At 60.2% G+C, this 15560-nt stretch carries 15 protein-coding genes; all 15 read right to left on the bottom strand.

What is annotated here, in order from left to right; all coding sequences use genetic code 11:
* Positions 1–30: 30 nt before the first annotated feature.
* The 15 genes from WC811_RS01750 to WC811_RS01680 all read right to left on the bottom strand — a co-directional run bounded on the left by WC811_RS01750 (position 31) and on the right by WC811_RS01680 (position 15556).
* On the bottom strand, positions 31–630 hold the full coding sequence (locus tag WC811_RS01750) for a cysteine hydrolase family protein (RefSeq protein ID WP_372640260.1): 600 nt from the start codon (positions 628–630) through the stop codon (positions 31–33).
* A 41-nt stretch (positions 631–671) separates the two neighbouring features.
* Positions 672–1067, bottom strand: coding sequence for a DUF779 domain-containing protein (locus WC811_RS01745; protein WP_372640258.1), 396 nt, complete (start codon positions 1065–1067; stop codon positions 672–674).
* An 82-nt stretch (positions 1068–1149) separates the two neighbouring features.
* A complete protein-coding gene (gene adh, locus WC811_RS01740) occupies positions 1150–2670 on the bottom strand; it encodes an aldehyde dehydrogenase (protein ID WP_372640255.1) in 1521 nt (506 codons plus the stop codon).
* A 254-nt stretch (positions 2671–2924) separates the two neighbouring features.
* Positions 2925–4274 (bottom strand): folylpolyglutamate synthase/dihydrofolate synthase family protein, encoded by a 1350-nt coding sequence (locus WC811_RS01735; protein WP_372640253.1) that lies wholly within the window; start codon positions 4272–4274, stop codon positions 2925–2927.
* A gap of 32 nt (positions 4275–4306) precedes the next feature.
* The gene (accD, locus tag WC811_RS01730; RefSeq protein ID WP_372640251.1) at positions 4307–5389 is read right to left on the bottom strand and encodes an acetyl-CoA carboxylase, carboxyltransferase subunit beta; all 1083 of its coding nucleotides are present in this window, start codon (positions 5387–5389) and stop codon (positions 4307–4309) included.
* A 181-nt stretch (positions 5390–5570) separates the two neighbouring features.
* Positions 5571–6401: a tryptophan synthase subunit alpha gene (trpA, locus tag WC811_RS01725; RefSeq protein WP_372640249.1), complete on the bottom strand. Its 831-nt coding sequence runs from the start codon at positions 6399–6401 to the stop codon at positions 5571–5573.
* A 2-nt stretch (positions 6402–6403) separates the two neighbouring features.
* Entirely contained in the window at positions 6404–7645 is a 1242-nt protein-coding gene (trpB, locus tag WC811_RS01720; RefSeq protein ID WP_372641726.1) for a tryptophan synthase subunit beta, read from the bottom strand.
* 58 nt (positions 7646–7703) lie between these two features.
* Complete coding sequence (locus tag WC811_RS01715) at positions 7704–8354, bottom strand: phosphoribosylanthranilate isomerase (protein WP_372640247.1); 651 nt, start codon at positions 8352–8354, stop codon at positions 7704–7706.
* Between the two features lie 13 nt (positions 8355–8367).
* Entirely contained in the window at positions 8368–8607 is a 240-nt protein-coding gene (locus WC811_RS01710; protein ID WP_372640245.1) for a hypothetical protein, read from the bottom strand.
* A 16-nt stretch (positions 8608–8623) separates the two neighbouring features.
* On the bottom strand, positions 8624–8974 hold the full coding sequence (locus WC811_RS01705) for a LapA family protein (protein ID WP_372640243.1): 351 nt from the start codon (positions 8972–8974) through the stop codon (positions 8624–8626).
* A gap of 40 nt (positions 8975–9014) precedes the next feature.
* Positions 9015–9311 (bottom strand): integration host factor subunit beta, encoded by a 297-nt coding sequence (gene ihfB, locus WC811_RS01700; RefSeq protein ID WP_372640241.1) that lies wholly within the window; start codon positions 9309–9311, stop codon positions 9015–9017.
* A gap of 32 nt (positions 9312–9343) precedes the next feature.
* Positions 9344–10309, bottom strand: a complete 966-nt coding sequence (gene sppA / locus WC811_RS01695; protein ID WP_372640239.1) for a signal peptide peptidase SppA — start codon at positions 10307–10309, stop codon at positions 9344–9346.
* Positions 10310–10501: 192 nt separating this feature from the next.
* Complete coding sequence (gene rpsA, locus WC811_RS01690; RefSeq protein ID WP_372640236.1) at positions 10502–12223, bottom strand: 30S ribosomal protein S1; 1722 nt, start codon at positions 12221–12223, stop codon at positions 10502–10504.
* A gap of 288 nt (positions 12224–12511) precedes the next feature.
* Complete coding sequence (lpdA, locus tag WC811_RS01685; protein WP_372640234.1) at positions 12512–14281, bottom strand: dihydrolipoyl dehydrogenase; 1770 nt, start codon at positions 14279–14281, stop codon at positions 12512–12514.
* A 9-nt stretch (positions 14282–14290) separates the two neighbouring features.
* Positions 14291–15556, bottom strand: a complete 1266-nt coding sequence (locus tag WC811_RS01680) for a 2-oxo acid dehydrogenase subunit E2 (protein WP_372640232.1) — start codon at positions 15554–15556, stop codon at positions 14291–14293.
* Between the last annotated feature and the right edge of the window lie 4 nt (positions 15557–15560).

Below are 15560 nucleotides of genomic sequence, written 5' to 3'. Positions count from 1 at the left end.
CTTTTTGTTTGTGTGAACAGCCGGATGCGGTCAGTCCGAGATGCTATCCGTCGCAGGCACCACCACCGCGAAAATATCGTTCAGCGCCGCCAAGCTCGCCTCATGCAAGTCTTTGGCTGAAATGTCGCCGCCCGACGGATTGGGAAGCGATCGCGTCGCCGTGGCATTGCCGACGACCGTCACGCGATAGCCGTTGTTGAACGCGGCGCGAGCTGTCGAATTTACGCATACGTGGGTCATGAATCCGGCAAGCGCGACGTCCTCGACGCCATAGCTTTTGAGCAGATCATTGAGGTTCGTTTTCTCGAACGAGCTGGGGTAATTCTTCACGACGATAGGTTCGCCCGCTCGTGGCGCCACCACATCCGCGATAGCGCCAATCCGGTCGTGAACATCGTAGGGCGTTCCGGCGCCCGCATCGTGCTGAATGTGAATGACCGGCCGCCCAGCATCGCGATAGCGCTGCAAAAGGCTCCGGCATTCAATGAGCGCGGGCTCGACCCCGTCCAGCTGCATCACACCTTCGCGATACGTATTCTGGCAATCGATCAAGACCAGCGCCGAGGTCCCGATGCTCGCTGGCGTGTATCCCATACCGGTAATATCGCGCAGTGTCCTTGAAGCAGTCATCGGCTTGTTTCCTCCGATTTGGCTGAGGCGAGCGGCGTTACTCAGAGTGGCGGATGTTCGACGCCCGTCGGCGGCGGGCCGAGCGCATCGAGCTCATCGTTCTCGGCATCCGTATAGATGCGCGAGCGGGTCAGAAAGCGAACGCCTTCCGGACTTTCCACGGAAAAGCCCGATCCGCGCCCCGGTACGACGTCGATGATCAGATGCGTATGCTGCCAGTATTCGAATTGCGAGCGGCCCATGTAGAACGGCTGACCGCCGATCTCGCCCATGTAAATGTCCTGCGCGCCGACCTTGAATTCGCCGCGCGGATAACACATCGGCGCGCTGCCATCGCAGCATCCGCCGGATTGATGAAAGAGCAACGGGCCGTGAATGCCTTCGAGCTTCTTGATGAGAGTAAGCGTGTCGGGCATTGCCGTGACGCGATGGGTCATCTGAAAATCTCCTGGCGGTGAAGAAGAAAAGGGCACGCACCGGATGAGCGGCGCGTGCCCGATCTCAAACGCTAACCGCGCATCAGAAGAAGCCAAGCGCCTTGGGGCTATAGCTGACGAGCATGTTCTTCGTCTGCTGATAGTGATCGAGCATCATCTTGTGCGTCTCGCGGCCGATGCCCGACTGCTTGTAGCCACCGAACGCAGCGTGCGCCGGATATGCATGATAGCAGTTCGTCCACACTCGGCCCGCCTTGATGGCGCGGCCCATGCGATACGCGCGCGTGCCGTCACGGGTCCAGACGCCCGAACCGAGTCCGTAAAGTGTGTCATTGGCAATCGCGAGCGCTTCGGCGTCATCTTCGAAGGTCGTGACGGAAACAACCGGCCCGAAGATTTCCTCCTGGAACACGCGCATCTTGTTGTGGCCTTCGAGCACGGTCGGCTCGACGTAATAACCACTGGCAAGCTCGCCACCGAGGCTCGCGCGACGACCGCCGGTCAGAACGCGCGCGCCCTCACCCTTGCCGATTTCGATGTAGCTCAGGATCTTCTCTAGCTGATCGTTCGATGCCTGCGCGCCGATCATGGTCGAGGCGTCCATCGGATGCCCTTGCTTGATCTTGACGACACGTTCGAGTGCCCGCTCCATGAACTTCTCATAGATCGAACGCTGGATGAGCGCGCGGCTGGGGCAGGTGCAGACTTCGCCCTGGTTCAGCGCGAACATCGTGAAACCTTCGAGGCACTTGTCGAAGTATTCGTCGTCCGCATTCATAACGTCGGCGAAGAAGATGTTCGGCGACTTGCCGCCAAGTTCCAGTGTGCACGGAATGATGTTTTCCGATGCGTACTGCATGATCAGGCGGCCCGTCGTCGTCTCGCCCGTGAACGCAATCTTGGCGATACGCTTGTTCTGCGCCAGCGGCTTCCCTGCTTCGACGCCGAAACCGTTGACGACGTTGATGACGCCTTCGGGAAGAATATCGGCGATCAGCTCCATCAGAACCATGATCGACATCGGCGTCTGCTCGGCAGGCTTCAGAACCACGCAGTTGCCAGCAGCGATCGCGGGGGCAAGTTTCCACACCGCCATGAGCAGCGGGAAGTTCCACGGAATGATCTGCCCGACAACACCGAGCGGCTCGTGGAAGTGATAGGCGACGGTATCGTGATCGATCTCGGCGATAGAACCTTCCTGCGCGCGGAGACAGCCGGCGAAGTAGCGCCAGTGATCGATGGCGAGAGGCACGTCGGCATGCGTCGTCTCGCGGATCGGCTTACCGTTGTCGATGGTTTCGACAAGAGCCAGGATGTCGAGATTCTCTTCCATCCGGGTGGCGATTTTCGCCATGACGCGGGCACGAGCTGCGGGCGATGAATTGCCCCAAGCGTCTTTCGCTTTATGCGCGGCGTCGAGCGCGAGTTCGATATCCTCGGCCGTCGAACGCGCGACCTCGCAAACCTGTTGGCCCGTGATCGGCGTCACGTTTTGGAAATACTGGCCGCGCACAGGCGCGACCCACTTGCCACCGATAAAATTGTCGTAGCGCGACTTGATGATCTGCCGGCCTTTTAGCTTATCCATAGCTACGTGCTGCATGTTTCATCTCCTCCGAAATGACGCCTGATTGGCGGTCTAGTTTTTTCTTGATGGTGTTCTGTATATCGCGGGTCCTTCGAGTCCCAGGCCTCCATTCGTGCTGATAGGCAACGGCCGGAATGCAGCGAGCGAATTGCAGACCGATATAGCCCCGCCAACCTAGCGCATTTTATGGCCTTCCGAACTCAAAATCACCGAACTCGGACCGCTCGCTTTGACTTTGCGCAAAGCGGCATAGACCGCCTGCACCAATCCTATTCGAGGCCTTCTTGAAGTGAAAGGACATGGCCGGCCAAATAAAGCGAGCCGCAGATGAGAACCCGCTTCGGTCCGGCGGAAAGCCCGGCGATTGTGTGCAGTGCATCAATCACATTTTTGCGATCAAGCGCTTGCATCCCAGCCCCCCGCGCGACCTCCGCGAGATCTTCCTCACTATGGGGAGCTTCGTGCGCACCGGGGATCGGAACCGTGTAGATGGCGCGGACAAGCCCGCGGAACGGCGCCAGGAAGCCCAGCGCATCTTTCTGCCCCATCATCCCGACGATGAGATAAACGGGCTTCGGTGATTTCTCGTCGAGCGTCGCGAGCGTGTCGGCGAGCATATCTCCCGCTGCCGGATTATGACCGCCGTCGAGCCAAAGCTCCGCTTCTTCTCCGAGGATGTCGGGAAGCGGACCCGACGTCAGACGCTGCATCCGCGCTGGCCATTCAACCGTGCGAAGACCCGTCTCGATCGCCTGCTCGTCGACAGCAAGAGCCGAAACCTTTTCGCCCAGCGTCAGCGACGCCACGACGGCGGTTCCGGCATTGATGATCTGATGCCTCCCGATCAGCGCCGGCAGCGGCAGATCGAGAAGACGGTCGTTTTGCTGGACGATGAGACGTCCGGCCTGCTCGTATGCATCGTAATCGCGGCCCCAAACGGTCAACGGCGCTCCAATCACGCGAGCACGCGTCTCAAGCACCGTCAGCACGTCATCCGTCTGTTGCGAGACGATACCGGGAACGCCCCGCTTGAAAATACCGGCTTTCTCGAAAGCGATCTTGGCGAGCGTCGGTCCGAGTTTTTCGGCGTGATCCATCGAGATCGGTGTGATGACGGTCAGCGCCGGATTCGGAATGACGTTCGTCGCGTCGAGTCTGCCGCCAAGCCCGACCTCGAGCAGCAGGACATCCGCCGGTCGCTCCGAAAACGCCAAGAATGCCGCTGCCGTCGTAATCTCGAATTGAGTGATGTCGTCGCCGTCGTTCACGGCATGAACGCGCATCAGGATATCGACCAGAAAATCCTCGTCGATTGCGCGCGCTATCCCATCGTCGCCGGCAAGCGCGATCCGCTCGTGAAAGCGAACGAGGTGCGGCGAGGTATAAACGTGCGCGCGTTTCCCGGCCGCTTCGGTGAAAGCGCGAAGGTAAGCCGTGACGGAGCCTTTGCCGTTCGTCCCCGCGATATGAACGACGGGCGGGAGCTTCTTTTCCGGATGCCCGAGTTTCGCAAGCAGACGTTCGACCCGGCCGAGCGAAAGATCGATCAGCTTCGGGTGCAAGAGCATCATGTCGGCGAGGAGCGAGTCGCTGGTTCGCCGTGTCGTTGACGAGGACATATCCGTGGGCCCCGCAAGTGTTTTGAAAAAGCTTAAGCGCTCCGCGGCGCGTCTTTCGAAGTTCCCGATGAACTTGCGTCGTCGCGCTTCGGCTTGTCGCCCTTGCCGGGATCGAAACGCTGGCTATTCGGCACGACCTCGGGTTCGATCACGCCGCCTGTCTGACGCGCTGCCGTCTCGACAACGCTGCTGTCGACCTGCGAGCCGTTGACGTAAGGCTTGCCGTTCATCTTGCGCGCGTCTTTCGACGTCGTCGCCTGCACGCCGCTCATGAGCAACCGGCACACCCGCGACAGTGTCTCGCGAAGCTGATGCCGATGAACGACCATATCGATCATGCCGTGCGAGAGTAGATATTCCGCACGCTGGAACCCATCGGGCAACTGCTCACGGATTGTTTGTTGAATGACGCGCGGCCCGGCAAAACAGATAAGCGCGCCGGGCTCAGCGATGTGGATGTCACCAAGCATGGCGTAAGACGCCGTGACACCGCCGGTCGTCGGATCGGTGAGGACGACGATGTACGGCAGATGCGCGTCCCGAAGCCGCTGCACCGCAATCGTAGTGCGCGGCATCTGCATGAGCGACAGGATGCCTTCCTGCATCCGCGCGCCGCCCGAAGCTGCGAACAGAATGAAAGGCGTCTTGAGCTCGACCGCACGCAGCATACCGGTGATGATCGCTTCGCCAGCCGCCATACCGAGCGAACCGGCCATGAACCTGAAATCCTGCGCGGCCGCGACGACCGGTAGGCCGTCGAGTTGACCTTCGCCGACCAAAATCGCGTCCTCGAGCTTGGTCGCGGCCTTCGCGTCTTTCAGGCGGTCGGCATACTTGCGGCCGTCACGGAACTTGAGGGGGTCTTGCTGGACGGACGGAACGGCAACCGTGCGGTATTGACCGTCGTCGAACAGATGCTCCATCCGCTGCTGCGAACTCATGCGCATATGATAGTTCGAGCCAGGCACCACGAACTGGTTCGCCTCAAGGTCTTTATAAAAGACCATCTGGCCGGACTCCGGACACTTGACCCAGAGATTGTCCGGAACCTCGCGCTTCGCCGTCGACAAGAGCCCGCTGATCTTAGGGCGGACGACGTTATTGATCCAATTCACGTCCTGTTGGCTCCTCGTAAGCCGCTGCAAGGTGTGCATACCGCGTCAACGTGCGGGCACAATGGCACCCCTTTCGCACTCCGCCCGTTTCTTAGCGCTTTACCGCGGACCGGCGCTAGGACGCTGCCCGGAAATGGGGGTGCAGAAGACGCTATCCAATAGAGCTTATCCGCGAAAAACGCTAGTCGGCGCTTAGTGCCGAGCTTAATTCACGCACCAGTTCCGAAACGCCTTTCCGAGTGCTGTCCGTTGGCTCGCCCTTTGATCCCAAAGACTTTTCTATTGTCGAGACGATGGCCGAGCCGACGACGACGCCATCCGCTCCCTTGACGATTGCCCGCGCCTGCTCGCCGCTGCGGACGCCGAACCCGACGACGACCGGCAGGGGAGTCTCGGCTTTGATCCTCTTCACCTGATTATGAACATCGTTCACTATAGGGGCGGCAGCGCCGGTTATGCCGGTGATCGAGACATAGTAAACAAAGCCCGACGTGTTCTGCAGGACCGTCGGTAACCGCTCCTCGTCCGTCGTCGGGGTGGCGAGCCGGATGAAGTTGAGCCCGGCCTTGAGGGCGGGCAGGCACAGTTCGTCGTCGGCTTCGGGCGGTACGTCGACGACGATCAGCCCATCGACACCCGCCGCCTTGGCATCCGCGATGAACCGCTCGTTGCCGTAGACGTAAATCGGATTGTAGTAGCCCATCAGCACGATTGGCGTCGCCGTATCGCTGGCGCGGAAATCCCGGACGATCTCCAGCGTCTTGATCATGTTCTGACCGGACTTGAGCGCTCGCTGTGACGAGGCCTGAATGGCCGGTCCGTCGGCCATCGGATCGGAAAACGGCATACCGAGTTCGATGATGTCGGCACCCGCCTCGACGAGATCGTCGAGGATCGCCCTGCTCGTACCGAAATCCGGATCGCCCGCCGTCACGAACGTGATGAGCGCCGGACGCTTCTTTTTCTTCAGCGCCGCGAAGCGCGCATCGATGCGTGTGCTGTGGGTGGTCATCGTCAGATCTTCAGTCCCAGATGCTTCGCGACTGTGTCGAGATCCTTATCGCCGCGCCCCGAAATATTGACGACAAGCAGATTGTCCTTTGGCAGGGTCGGCGCGAGCTTCACGACGTATGCCAATGCGTGACTAGACTCCAACGCCGGAATGATGCCCTCGAGCCTGGTGCAGAGTAGTAGGGCATCGAGCGCTTCCTTGTCGGTCGCTGGGACGTAGGTGACGCGCCCGATATCCTTGAGCCAGGAATGCTCAGGCCCGACGCCCGGATAGTCGAGGCCCGCCGAGATCGAATGTCCTTCGAGGATCTGCCCGTCGCTGTCCTGCAGCAGATAAGTGCGATTGCCGTGCAGAACGCCGGGCGATCCGCCGGTCATCGATGCAGCATGACCGTTAGCGACATCGACACCATGACCGCCAGCCTCAACGCCGTAGATCGACACATCCTTGTCGTCGAGAAACGGATGGAAAATGCCGATGGCATTCGAACCGCCACCGATGCAGGCAACGAGCGTATCGGGCAGACGTCCTTCCGCTTCCATCATCTGACTGCGCAGCTCGGTGCCGATGATCGATTGGAAATCGCGGACCATCGCCGGATACGGATGCGGCCCCGCCGCCGTTCCGATCAGGTAATAGGTATCGCGCACGTTCGTCACCCAGTCGCGCAACGCTTCGTTCATCGCGTCTTTGAGCGTGCCCGCACCGGACGTCACCGGATTGAGCTTAGCGCCGAGCAGCGTCATGCGCGCGACGTTCGGCGCTTGCCGCTCGACGTCGGTGGCGCCCATGTAGATTTCGCAGGTCATGCCGTATTTCGCGCAGACCGTCGCGACCGCAACGCCATGCTGACCCGCACCCGTTTCGGCGATGATGCGCGTCTTGCCCATGCGGCGCGCCAGCAGAATCTGGCCGAGGCAATTGTTGATTTTATGCGAGCCGGTGTGGTTCAGCTCTTCGCGCTTGAAATAGATCTTGGCGCCGCCGAGTTCAGCCGTCATCCGCTCGGCGTGATAGAGCGGGCTCGGCCGGCCCGCATAATGCAGATTGAGATGATCGAGCTCGCGCCGAAATTCCGGATCAGCCTTCGCGACATCGTAGGCCCGCTCAAGGTCGAGGATCAGTGGCATCAGCGTTTCAGCGACAAAGCGGCCGCCAAAGATGCCGAAAAAGCCCTTATCGTCAGGGCCTGTCGCGTAACTATTGAGAGCGGCTTCCGCCGCCTTTTTCGATATGGTCGCCATTTTGATCGCCATGTCGGCCTCGTTCTAGCCCCTTGCCGCGAAACCGGCTGGGGCAGGTCTAAGTCTGCTTAGCGGTCTTTGCCACGTGAAGAAAGCGACGGATCCGCTCCGGGTCTTTTACGCCAGGAGCCATCTCGACGCCGGATGAAACATCGACCGCAGCAGGATGCATCTGCGCGATTGCCTCGGCGACGTTGTCGGGGTCCAAACCACCGGACAGCATGAACGGGATGGAATCCGAAACGCCTTCCAAAACCGACCAGTCGAATGTTCGCCCGTTGCCGCCTGGCAGATCGGCACCAGATGACGCTTTGGCGTCGAACAGAATGACGTCCGCCACGCCGACGTAATCGCGTGCCTTCGACGCGTCTTCCGCTGTCGCGACCGGAATGGCCTTGATCACTGCACGCCCGAACTTCCGCTTGATCTCGGCGACTCTTTCAGGCGTCTCGCCACCGTGAAGTTGGAGCGCATCGGGCGCTACTTCGTCGACAATCTCTTGCAGCGTCTCATCGCTGGCATCGACCGTCAGCGCCACAATCTTCACCCTGCCGCGCGCGAGCCCGGCGAGCGCCTTGGCGCGAGCGATTTCAAGATGGCGCGGACTCTTCGCGAAAAAGACAAGTCCGATGTAGTCGGCGCCGCCCGCAATGGCCGCATCCAACGCTTCAGGCGTCGTTATTCCGCAAATTTTCGCGATTGGGCTCATAGAATTTCATAAATTACGCTGCGGGATTACCAGTGAGGCGGCGCTTTTGCCAGCGCTTCAAGGCGATGAAGGTCCACACACCTTCGACCAACCCGAACGGCCACGCACCCTGAAGAAATCCATAAACGGAGCCCATCGCGCACGCGACCGAAAACCCGAGGATGCACCACGAGCTGCTGTCCTCGAACGTATAGAACAAAAGCATGAGGCTAACGGCGACGAGGCCGAAAAGCGTAAGCGCATCGAATGTCATTGAACGTCTCGTGTGGTCAACGGCCGGAGATCGCTACGGTCTGGCTTGAAGCGGCTGACGAAATTTCCCGCTCGCGGGCCAATCGATCAGCTTCCGCCTGCCATCGCGCGGCGCGGCGGCCTTGCGAACGCGCGGTCTGTCGCCAGCGACCCTGTCCCATCCACGTCGCGACACCGCCGAGGATCACGCCGACGACAAGCGCCGCCATCAGGTAGATGTAAAACGGCAATTCGATCGACAGAGCCGGCGTCTCAGGTCGGAACGGATCGAGGATCAGGTCTACCGGCTGACGATTGGAAACCGCAATCGCCACCAGGATGATGCCGAGCGGAAAGCCGATAAGCAGCGATAGAACACGCCTGAACATGATCAGCCTTTCTTTAACTTTCGATAAGCGGCGGCGTCGCTCAGTGCGTACTGCCGTTGAGTTTATTCAACTTGTCGCGAAGTTCCTTGCCGGTCTTGAAGAACGGCACGAACTTCTCGGCCACCGCGACCGTCGATCCCGTGCGCGGATTTCTTCCTTGCCGCGACGCCCGATGTTTCACCGTAAATGCGCCGAAACCGCGAAGCTCGACGCGATCACCGCGCGACAAAGCATCGACGATCTCGTCAAAAATGACATTCACGATGCGCTCGACATCTCGGTGGTAAAGATGCGGATTGGCAGTCGCAATTTTTTGCACCAGCTCCGATTTGATCACGTTTCGCTCCCCAGCTCGGCGACCATTTCTCGTTATTTTTCAGAAGGGTGCCAAACTGAGAGGAGACCGTCAAGCCCGAGCGTTGAAATCGTCCGATCACGAAGCAAAAAATTCGCTGCATCTGCCGCCGATTGCCCGAACAGCCATCCGGCAATGCCGGCCGACATGCCCGCAAAGCCGTAACTCCCTGTATTTCCAGGCTTCCAGTCGGTGATTTTAGCGTCCTCGGGGACACCTTTGGTATCCTTCAACCATTTGACGGCCTCGTCTTCGCCGCCGAGTTGATCGACCAACTTCGCCTGCAACGCCTCGCGGCCGGAGAAGATTTTACCGTCGAGCAGGCCCGGAATGTCGGCCGCCTTGACGCCGCGACGCGTTTCCACCAGGCCGACGAACCATTTAAAGCCGTCCGCAACCATATCCTCAGCGACTTTCTTACTGGCATCGTCGAGGGGCTCGAATGGCGACGGCGACGCCTTGAGCGGGCCGCTTTTCACTTCGTTGACCTTGACACCGATCTTATCGAGCAGCTGCACGAATTCCGGCCACTGCACGATGACACCGACTGAGCCTGTGATCGAATTCCCGCGCGCCACGATGTGGTCGGTCGCTAGCCCGGCGATGTAAGCCGCAGACGCCGCAACTGTGCCGAATTCCGCAACCACCGGCTTCTTCTTGGCAAGGGCGCGGATGCCTTCATACAGAGCTTCGCCGCCCGTCGTCGTGCCGCCAGGGCTGTTCACAAAGAGAACGACGCCCGCAACGGTGTTGTCGTCGGCAATGTCCTTCAGCATCTTGAGCTGTTCACGGTCTTCCGTGATCGTGCCCTCGATCGTGACGCGGGCAATTTGCTTCTCCCCGGCCAGAGAGGCGAATTTGCTGCTGCCGAACGTCAGGACGCCGATCGCGACTGCGACAGCGGCAAGTCCAGCGCCGCGCCAGATCGAGACCGAACGGCGAAGCCGGCGGCGATCGAGAACTGTTTCCGTTTCAAGCATTATGGAGCCTCTCCCTCGGCACACAGCTGGGAAAACCGGGGGGTTACCAGCAGGGGCGCGTTCTGGCCGCGACCGTAGGCAAGGATTGGCCTGTGGGCAACGGGGCACGCGGTTGCGTCTCGTAGAAAAGTTAAGCGCGCGGCAATGTTTGCCGCGCGCTCATTAATCTTTCAGTCACAACCGTTTCCGGCCTTATTCGCCGTCTTCGGCGCCCTCGCGCTTTTTGATGGCAGCCTTGAAGATGTCGCCGAGCGAGGCGCCCGAATCGGACGAACCGTACTGGGCGACCTGTTGCTTCTCTTCCGCAAGCTCAAGTGCCTTGATCGACATCGCGATCCGGCGTGCAGCCTTGTCGACGGACAGAACCGCCGCATCGACCTTATCGCCGACATTGAAACGCTCCGGGCGCTGCTCAGAACGGTCACGCGAGAGATCGGCGCGCTTGATGAACGACGCCAGTTCGCTGTCTGAGATCTTGACCTCGATGCCGGCCTCGCTGACCGACGTGACGGTGCCGGTTACGGCATCGCCCTTCTTGTACTTCGCCATCGCATCGGCCGGATCGCCGGCAAGCTGCTTGATGCCGAGCGAAATACGCTCCTTAGAGCCGTCGACATCGAGCACCACGGCTTTGACGTTGTCGCCCTTCTTGTAGTCCTTGATGACCTCGTCGCCGGCCTTCTGCCAGTCGAGATCCGACAGATGCACCATGCCGTCGATGCCGTTGTCGAGACCGATGAACAGACCGAATTCCGTGATGTTGCGGATCGGGCCTTCGACGATCGAACCCTTCGGGTGCTGGCCGAGGAACGAATCCCACGGATTTTCCTGCGTCTGCTTCAGGCCGAGAGAGATACGGCGCTTCTGCGGATCGACTTCGAGAACCTGAACTTCGACCTGCTGGCTCGTCGAAACGATCTTGCCCGGGTGCGTGTTCTTCTTCGTCCAGCTCATTTCCGAAACGTGGATCAGGCCTTCGACGCCCGGCTCCAGTTCAACGAACGCGCCGTAATCGGCAATGTTCGTCACCGTGCCCTTCACCTTCGCGCCGATCGGGTACTTGGATTCGATCGACGACCACGGATCGGACTGAAGCTGCTTCATGCCGAGCGAAATACGTTGCGTTTCCGGGTTGATGCGGATGATCTGCACCTTCACCGTGTCGCCGACGTTAAGAATCTCGGACGGGTGGTTGACGCGACGCCACGCCATATCCGTGACGTGCAGCAGGCCGTCGATGCCGCCGAGGTCGATGAACGCACCGTAGTCGGTGATGTTCTTGACGAGGCCGTCGATGATCTGGCCTTCCGCGAGACGCGCGACGATCTCGGTGCGCTGCTCGGCGCGGCTCTCTTCGAGAACCGAACGACGGGAAACCACGATGTTGCCGCGACGACGATCCATCTTCAGGATCTGGAACGGCTGCTGCTGATGCATCAGCGGTCCGATGTCGCGAACCGGGCGGATATCGACCTGCGAACCCGGAAGGAACGCCACGGCGCCGTCGAGATCGACCGTGAAGCCGCCCTTGACCTTGTTGAAGATCACGCCCGTGACCTTCTCACCCTTTTCATAGAGACGTTCGAGGCGCGTCCAGCTTTCTTCGCGGCGGGCCTTGTCGCGCGAGAGAACCGCTTCACCGAGCGCATTCTCGACGCGCTCCAGGTAGACCTCAACCGTATCGCCGACCTTGAGTTCGCTCGGCTTGCCGTTGATGCCGAACTCCTTCATCGCGACGCGGCCTTCCATCTTGAGGCCGACGTCGATGATCGCCATGTCTTTTTCGATGCCGACGATCTTGCCCTTTACGACGGAACCTTCGAACAGGTCGTCCTTGGCAAGGCTCTCAGCGAGAAGGGCGGCGAAATCCTCACGCGAGGGGTTGAATTCTTTGCTAGCGACTTCAGCGGACATTCGTTCTCCAATATTAACGACTGCGTGCCCGGCTCGATGACCGGACGAGTTGGGGTTGAGGTTTGAAGCGCCAATAGGCCGACCCGCGCGAACGCGGAGCCTGAGCTAACGGCACTGATGTCTGGATGTATGATGTCGCCGTGATGGGCCGCAGCCCTACCGGTCAAAATTCGGAACCCGCTTTGCAGGCCCCAACCGGCTGATCTTCCTCATGACCAACCCGACGGCGACGTCGAATTGCGTTGGATATATCCAACCCCCCCCCGGAACGCAAGGGCCGCAAAGTCCCTAACCGCGCCCTCGGGGCGGTTTTGGCGGCATGAGATCGGTACAAACCCCCTCCGCGACCTCCGCGGCCATGCCGACGGACTCCGATAATGTCGGATGCGGGTGGATCGTCTTGCCGATATCGACCGCGTCGGCCCCCATTTCGACGGCCAGGCAAATCTCGGAAATCAGATTTCCTGCCTCCGTCCCGACGATGGCGCCGCCGATGATCCGCCCGGTTTCTTCATCGAACAGCAGCTTCGTGAACCCCTCGTCACGGCCGTTGGCGATGGCCCGGCCCGACGCCGCCCACGGAAACACCGCCTTCTTGTAGGCAATCCCCCGCGCCTTAGCCTCCGTTTCGGTGAGCCCCGCCCACGCAATCTCGGGGTCGGTATAAGCGACCGATGGGATCTGCTGCGCGTCGAAGAAACTTTTCTTACCCGCAGCGTTCTCGGCCGCCACATGCCCCTGATGCACAGCCTTGTGCGCCAGCATCGGTTCGTCCGCGATATCGCCGATCGCGTAGATGTGCGGCACGTTCGTCCGCATCGCCTTATCAACCGGAACGAAGCCCCGCGCCGAAACCGCGACGCCCGCGTTCTCCGCCACGATCACTTTTCCGTTAGGCTTGCGACCGACAGCCACCAGGACGAGGCCATAACGCTGCGGCTCGGCCGGTGCATTCTCGCCTTCGAACGTGACATAGATTCCGTCTTTTTTTGCCTCGGCTGCAACGACTTTCGTCTTCAGCATCACGTTGTCAAAGCGGCGCGCGTTGACCTTCTGCCAGACATTAACGAGATCGCGGTCCGCGCCGGGCATCAATCCATCGAGTAATTCGACGACGTCGAGACGCGCACCGAGCGTCGAATACACTGTCGCCATTTCGAGACCGATGATGCCGCCGCCGATCACGAGCATCCTGTCCGGAATTTGCCGAAGCTCCAGCGCTCCGGTCGAATCGACGATGCGCGGGTCCGACGGCATGAAGGGCAACGCGACCGCTTCCGATCCCGCCGCGATGATAGCCTTTTCGAAGCGAACCGTTTCTTCATGGCCGTCGTCAAAGCGCACCTTCAAATGATGCGCGTCCGCGAACGTGCCCGTGCCTCGCAACGTCGCGACCTTGCGTGCCTTCGCAATCGACGCCAACCCGCCGGTCAACTTGCCGACGACGCCATCCTTGTGAGCCGCGAGCTTTTTCAAATCGATCGTCGGCGTGGCGAACGTGACGCCGTGTTTGCCCATCGCGGCAGCGGCATCGATGATGAAAGCCGTGTGTAGAAGCGCTTTCGACGGTATGCAGCCGACGTTCAGGCAAACGCCGCCGAGCGCCGGCCAACGATCGACGAGGATCGTCTTCACGCCGAGGTCTGCCGCGCGAAACGCCGCCGAATATCCGCCCGGCCCGGCACCGAGCACCAATACCTCGCACGCGTGATCGGCGTCGCCTGAAAATTCCGCCGCCGAAACAGGCGCGACAGGCAAATCCTTTTCCTTCGTAGGCAAACCGTCGTCGGACTCAGCTGGGCTCTCAACCGCCGAGCCTTCACCGGCTTCGAGCGTTAAAATCACGCTGCCTTCGCTCACCTTGTCGCCGACCTTGACGAGAAGTTCGACAATTTTTCCGCCCTCTGGCGCGGGAACGTCGAACGACGCCTTATCGCTTTCAAGCGTGATCAGCGCATCTTCCGGCGCGATCGTTGCACCCGCCTTCACGTGCACTTCGATGATCGGCACATCTTTGAAATCGCCGATGTCGGGGATGCGGATCTCTTTCTTGCTCATGTCCTCGGCCTACAAAACCAATTGCCGGACATCGGCAAGCGCATCGCAGATCTTTCGCAGGAAGCGCGCCGCCAGCGCCCCGTCGACCACGCGATGATCGTAAGACAGACAGAGCGGCAGCATCAGTCGAGGCTGGAACGTCGATCCATCCCACACCGGCTTCATCTGCGCCCTGACGGCGCCAAGAATGGCAACCTCCGGCGCATTGACGATCGGCGTAAAACTCGTGCCGCCGATACCTCCGAGGCTCGAAATCGAAAACGTCGCGCCCTGAATGTCGGCGGGAGTAATTTTGCCATCGCGCATGCGCGCCGACGCGGTTGTCAGTTCCTGGCTGAGTTCCAGAATGCCTTTGCGATCAACATCTTTGATCACGGGCACGACAAGCCCATCCGGCGTATCGACCGCCACGCCGATGTTGTAGTAACGCTTCAAAATCAATGCATCCTTGCTCGGTGCAAGCGACGAGTTGACGTCCGGAAATTCCTTCAGCGCCGAAACCGACGCCTTGAGCAGGAACGCGACGAGCGTAACGCGATAGCCCTTCGGCTTTGCCGTCGCGTCGAGTTCTTTCCGGTACTCTTCAAGATCAGTGATATCCGCATCGTCCGAGTTGGTGACGTGCGGAATGTTCAGCCACGCCCGATGGAGATGCGGCCCCGCAAGCCGCTTCAGCCTCGACATCGGTTTCGTTTCAATCGGCCCGTACTTCGCGAAATCCTGCGGCGGAATTTCCGGAATGCCCGTCGTCGCGCCACTCGAAGGGCCGCTGCCCACGATGAACGCCTTCACATCCTCCTTCGTAATGCGGCCTTTGTCGCCCGTGCCCTTTACCTTCGTCAGATCGACATCAAGCTCGCGCGCAAGCCGTCGCACCGATGGGCTCGCATAAACCGAGCCGAACTCTGCGGACGGCAGCGCGCTGTCATCCAGCGGCTCGCTTGAACGCGACTTTTCTGACGCCTTCGATGTCTTCTCCGGAGTCTCGGACATCGTGCGACCATTGCGGTTGAGCACTGGCTCCGACTTGCCGCCGCCCGAGGTATCGAGTCGCAGGATAGCGCTGCCTTCACTCACCTTATCGCCGATCGCGACGAGAATTTCCGCGATCCTGCCCTTGGCGGGCGACGGCACGTCCATCGCCGCCTTATCGCTTTCGAGTGTGATCAGCGGATCTTCGGCATTCACTTCGTCCCCGGCTTTCACCTGGATCTCGATGATCGGCACGTTTTCGAAATCACCGATGTTCGGAACTTTGACGTCGACGAGCGGCATGGAT

This window comes from Hyphomicrobium sp., from assembly GCF_041659645.1.
Lineage (GTDB): Bacteria > Pseudomonadota > Alphaproteobacteria > Rhizobiales > Hyphomicrobiaceae > Hyphomicrobium_B.
The sequence above is the reverse complement of the archived record's forward strand: the minus strand, read 5'-3'. Positions and strand labels throughout refer to the sequence as shown.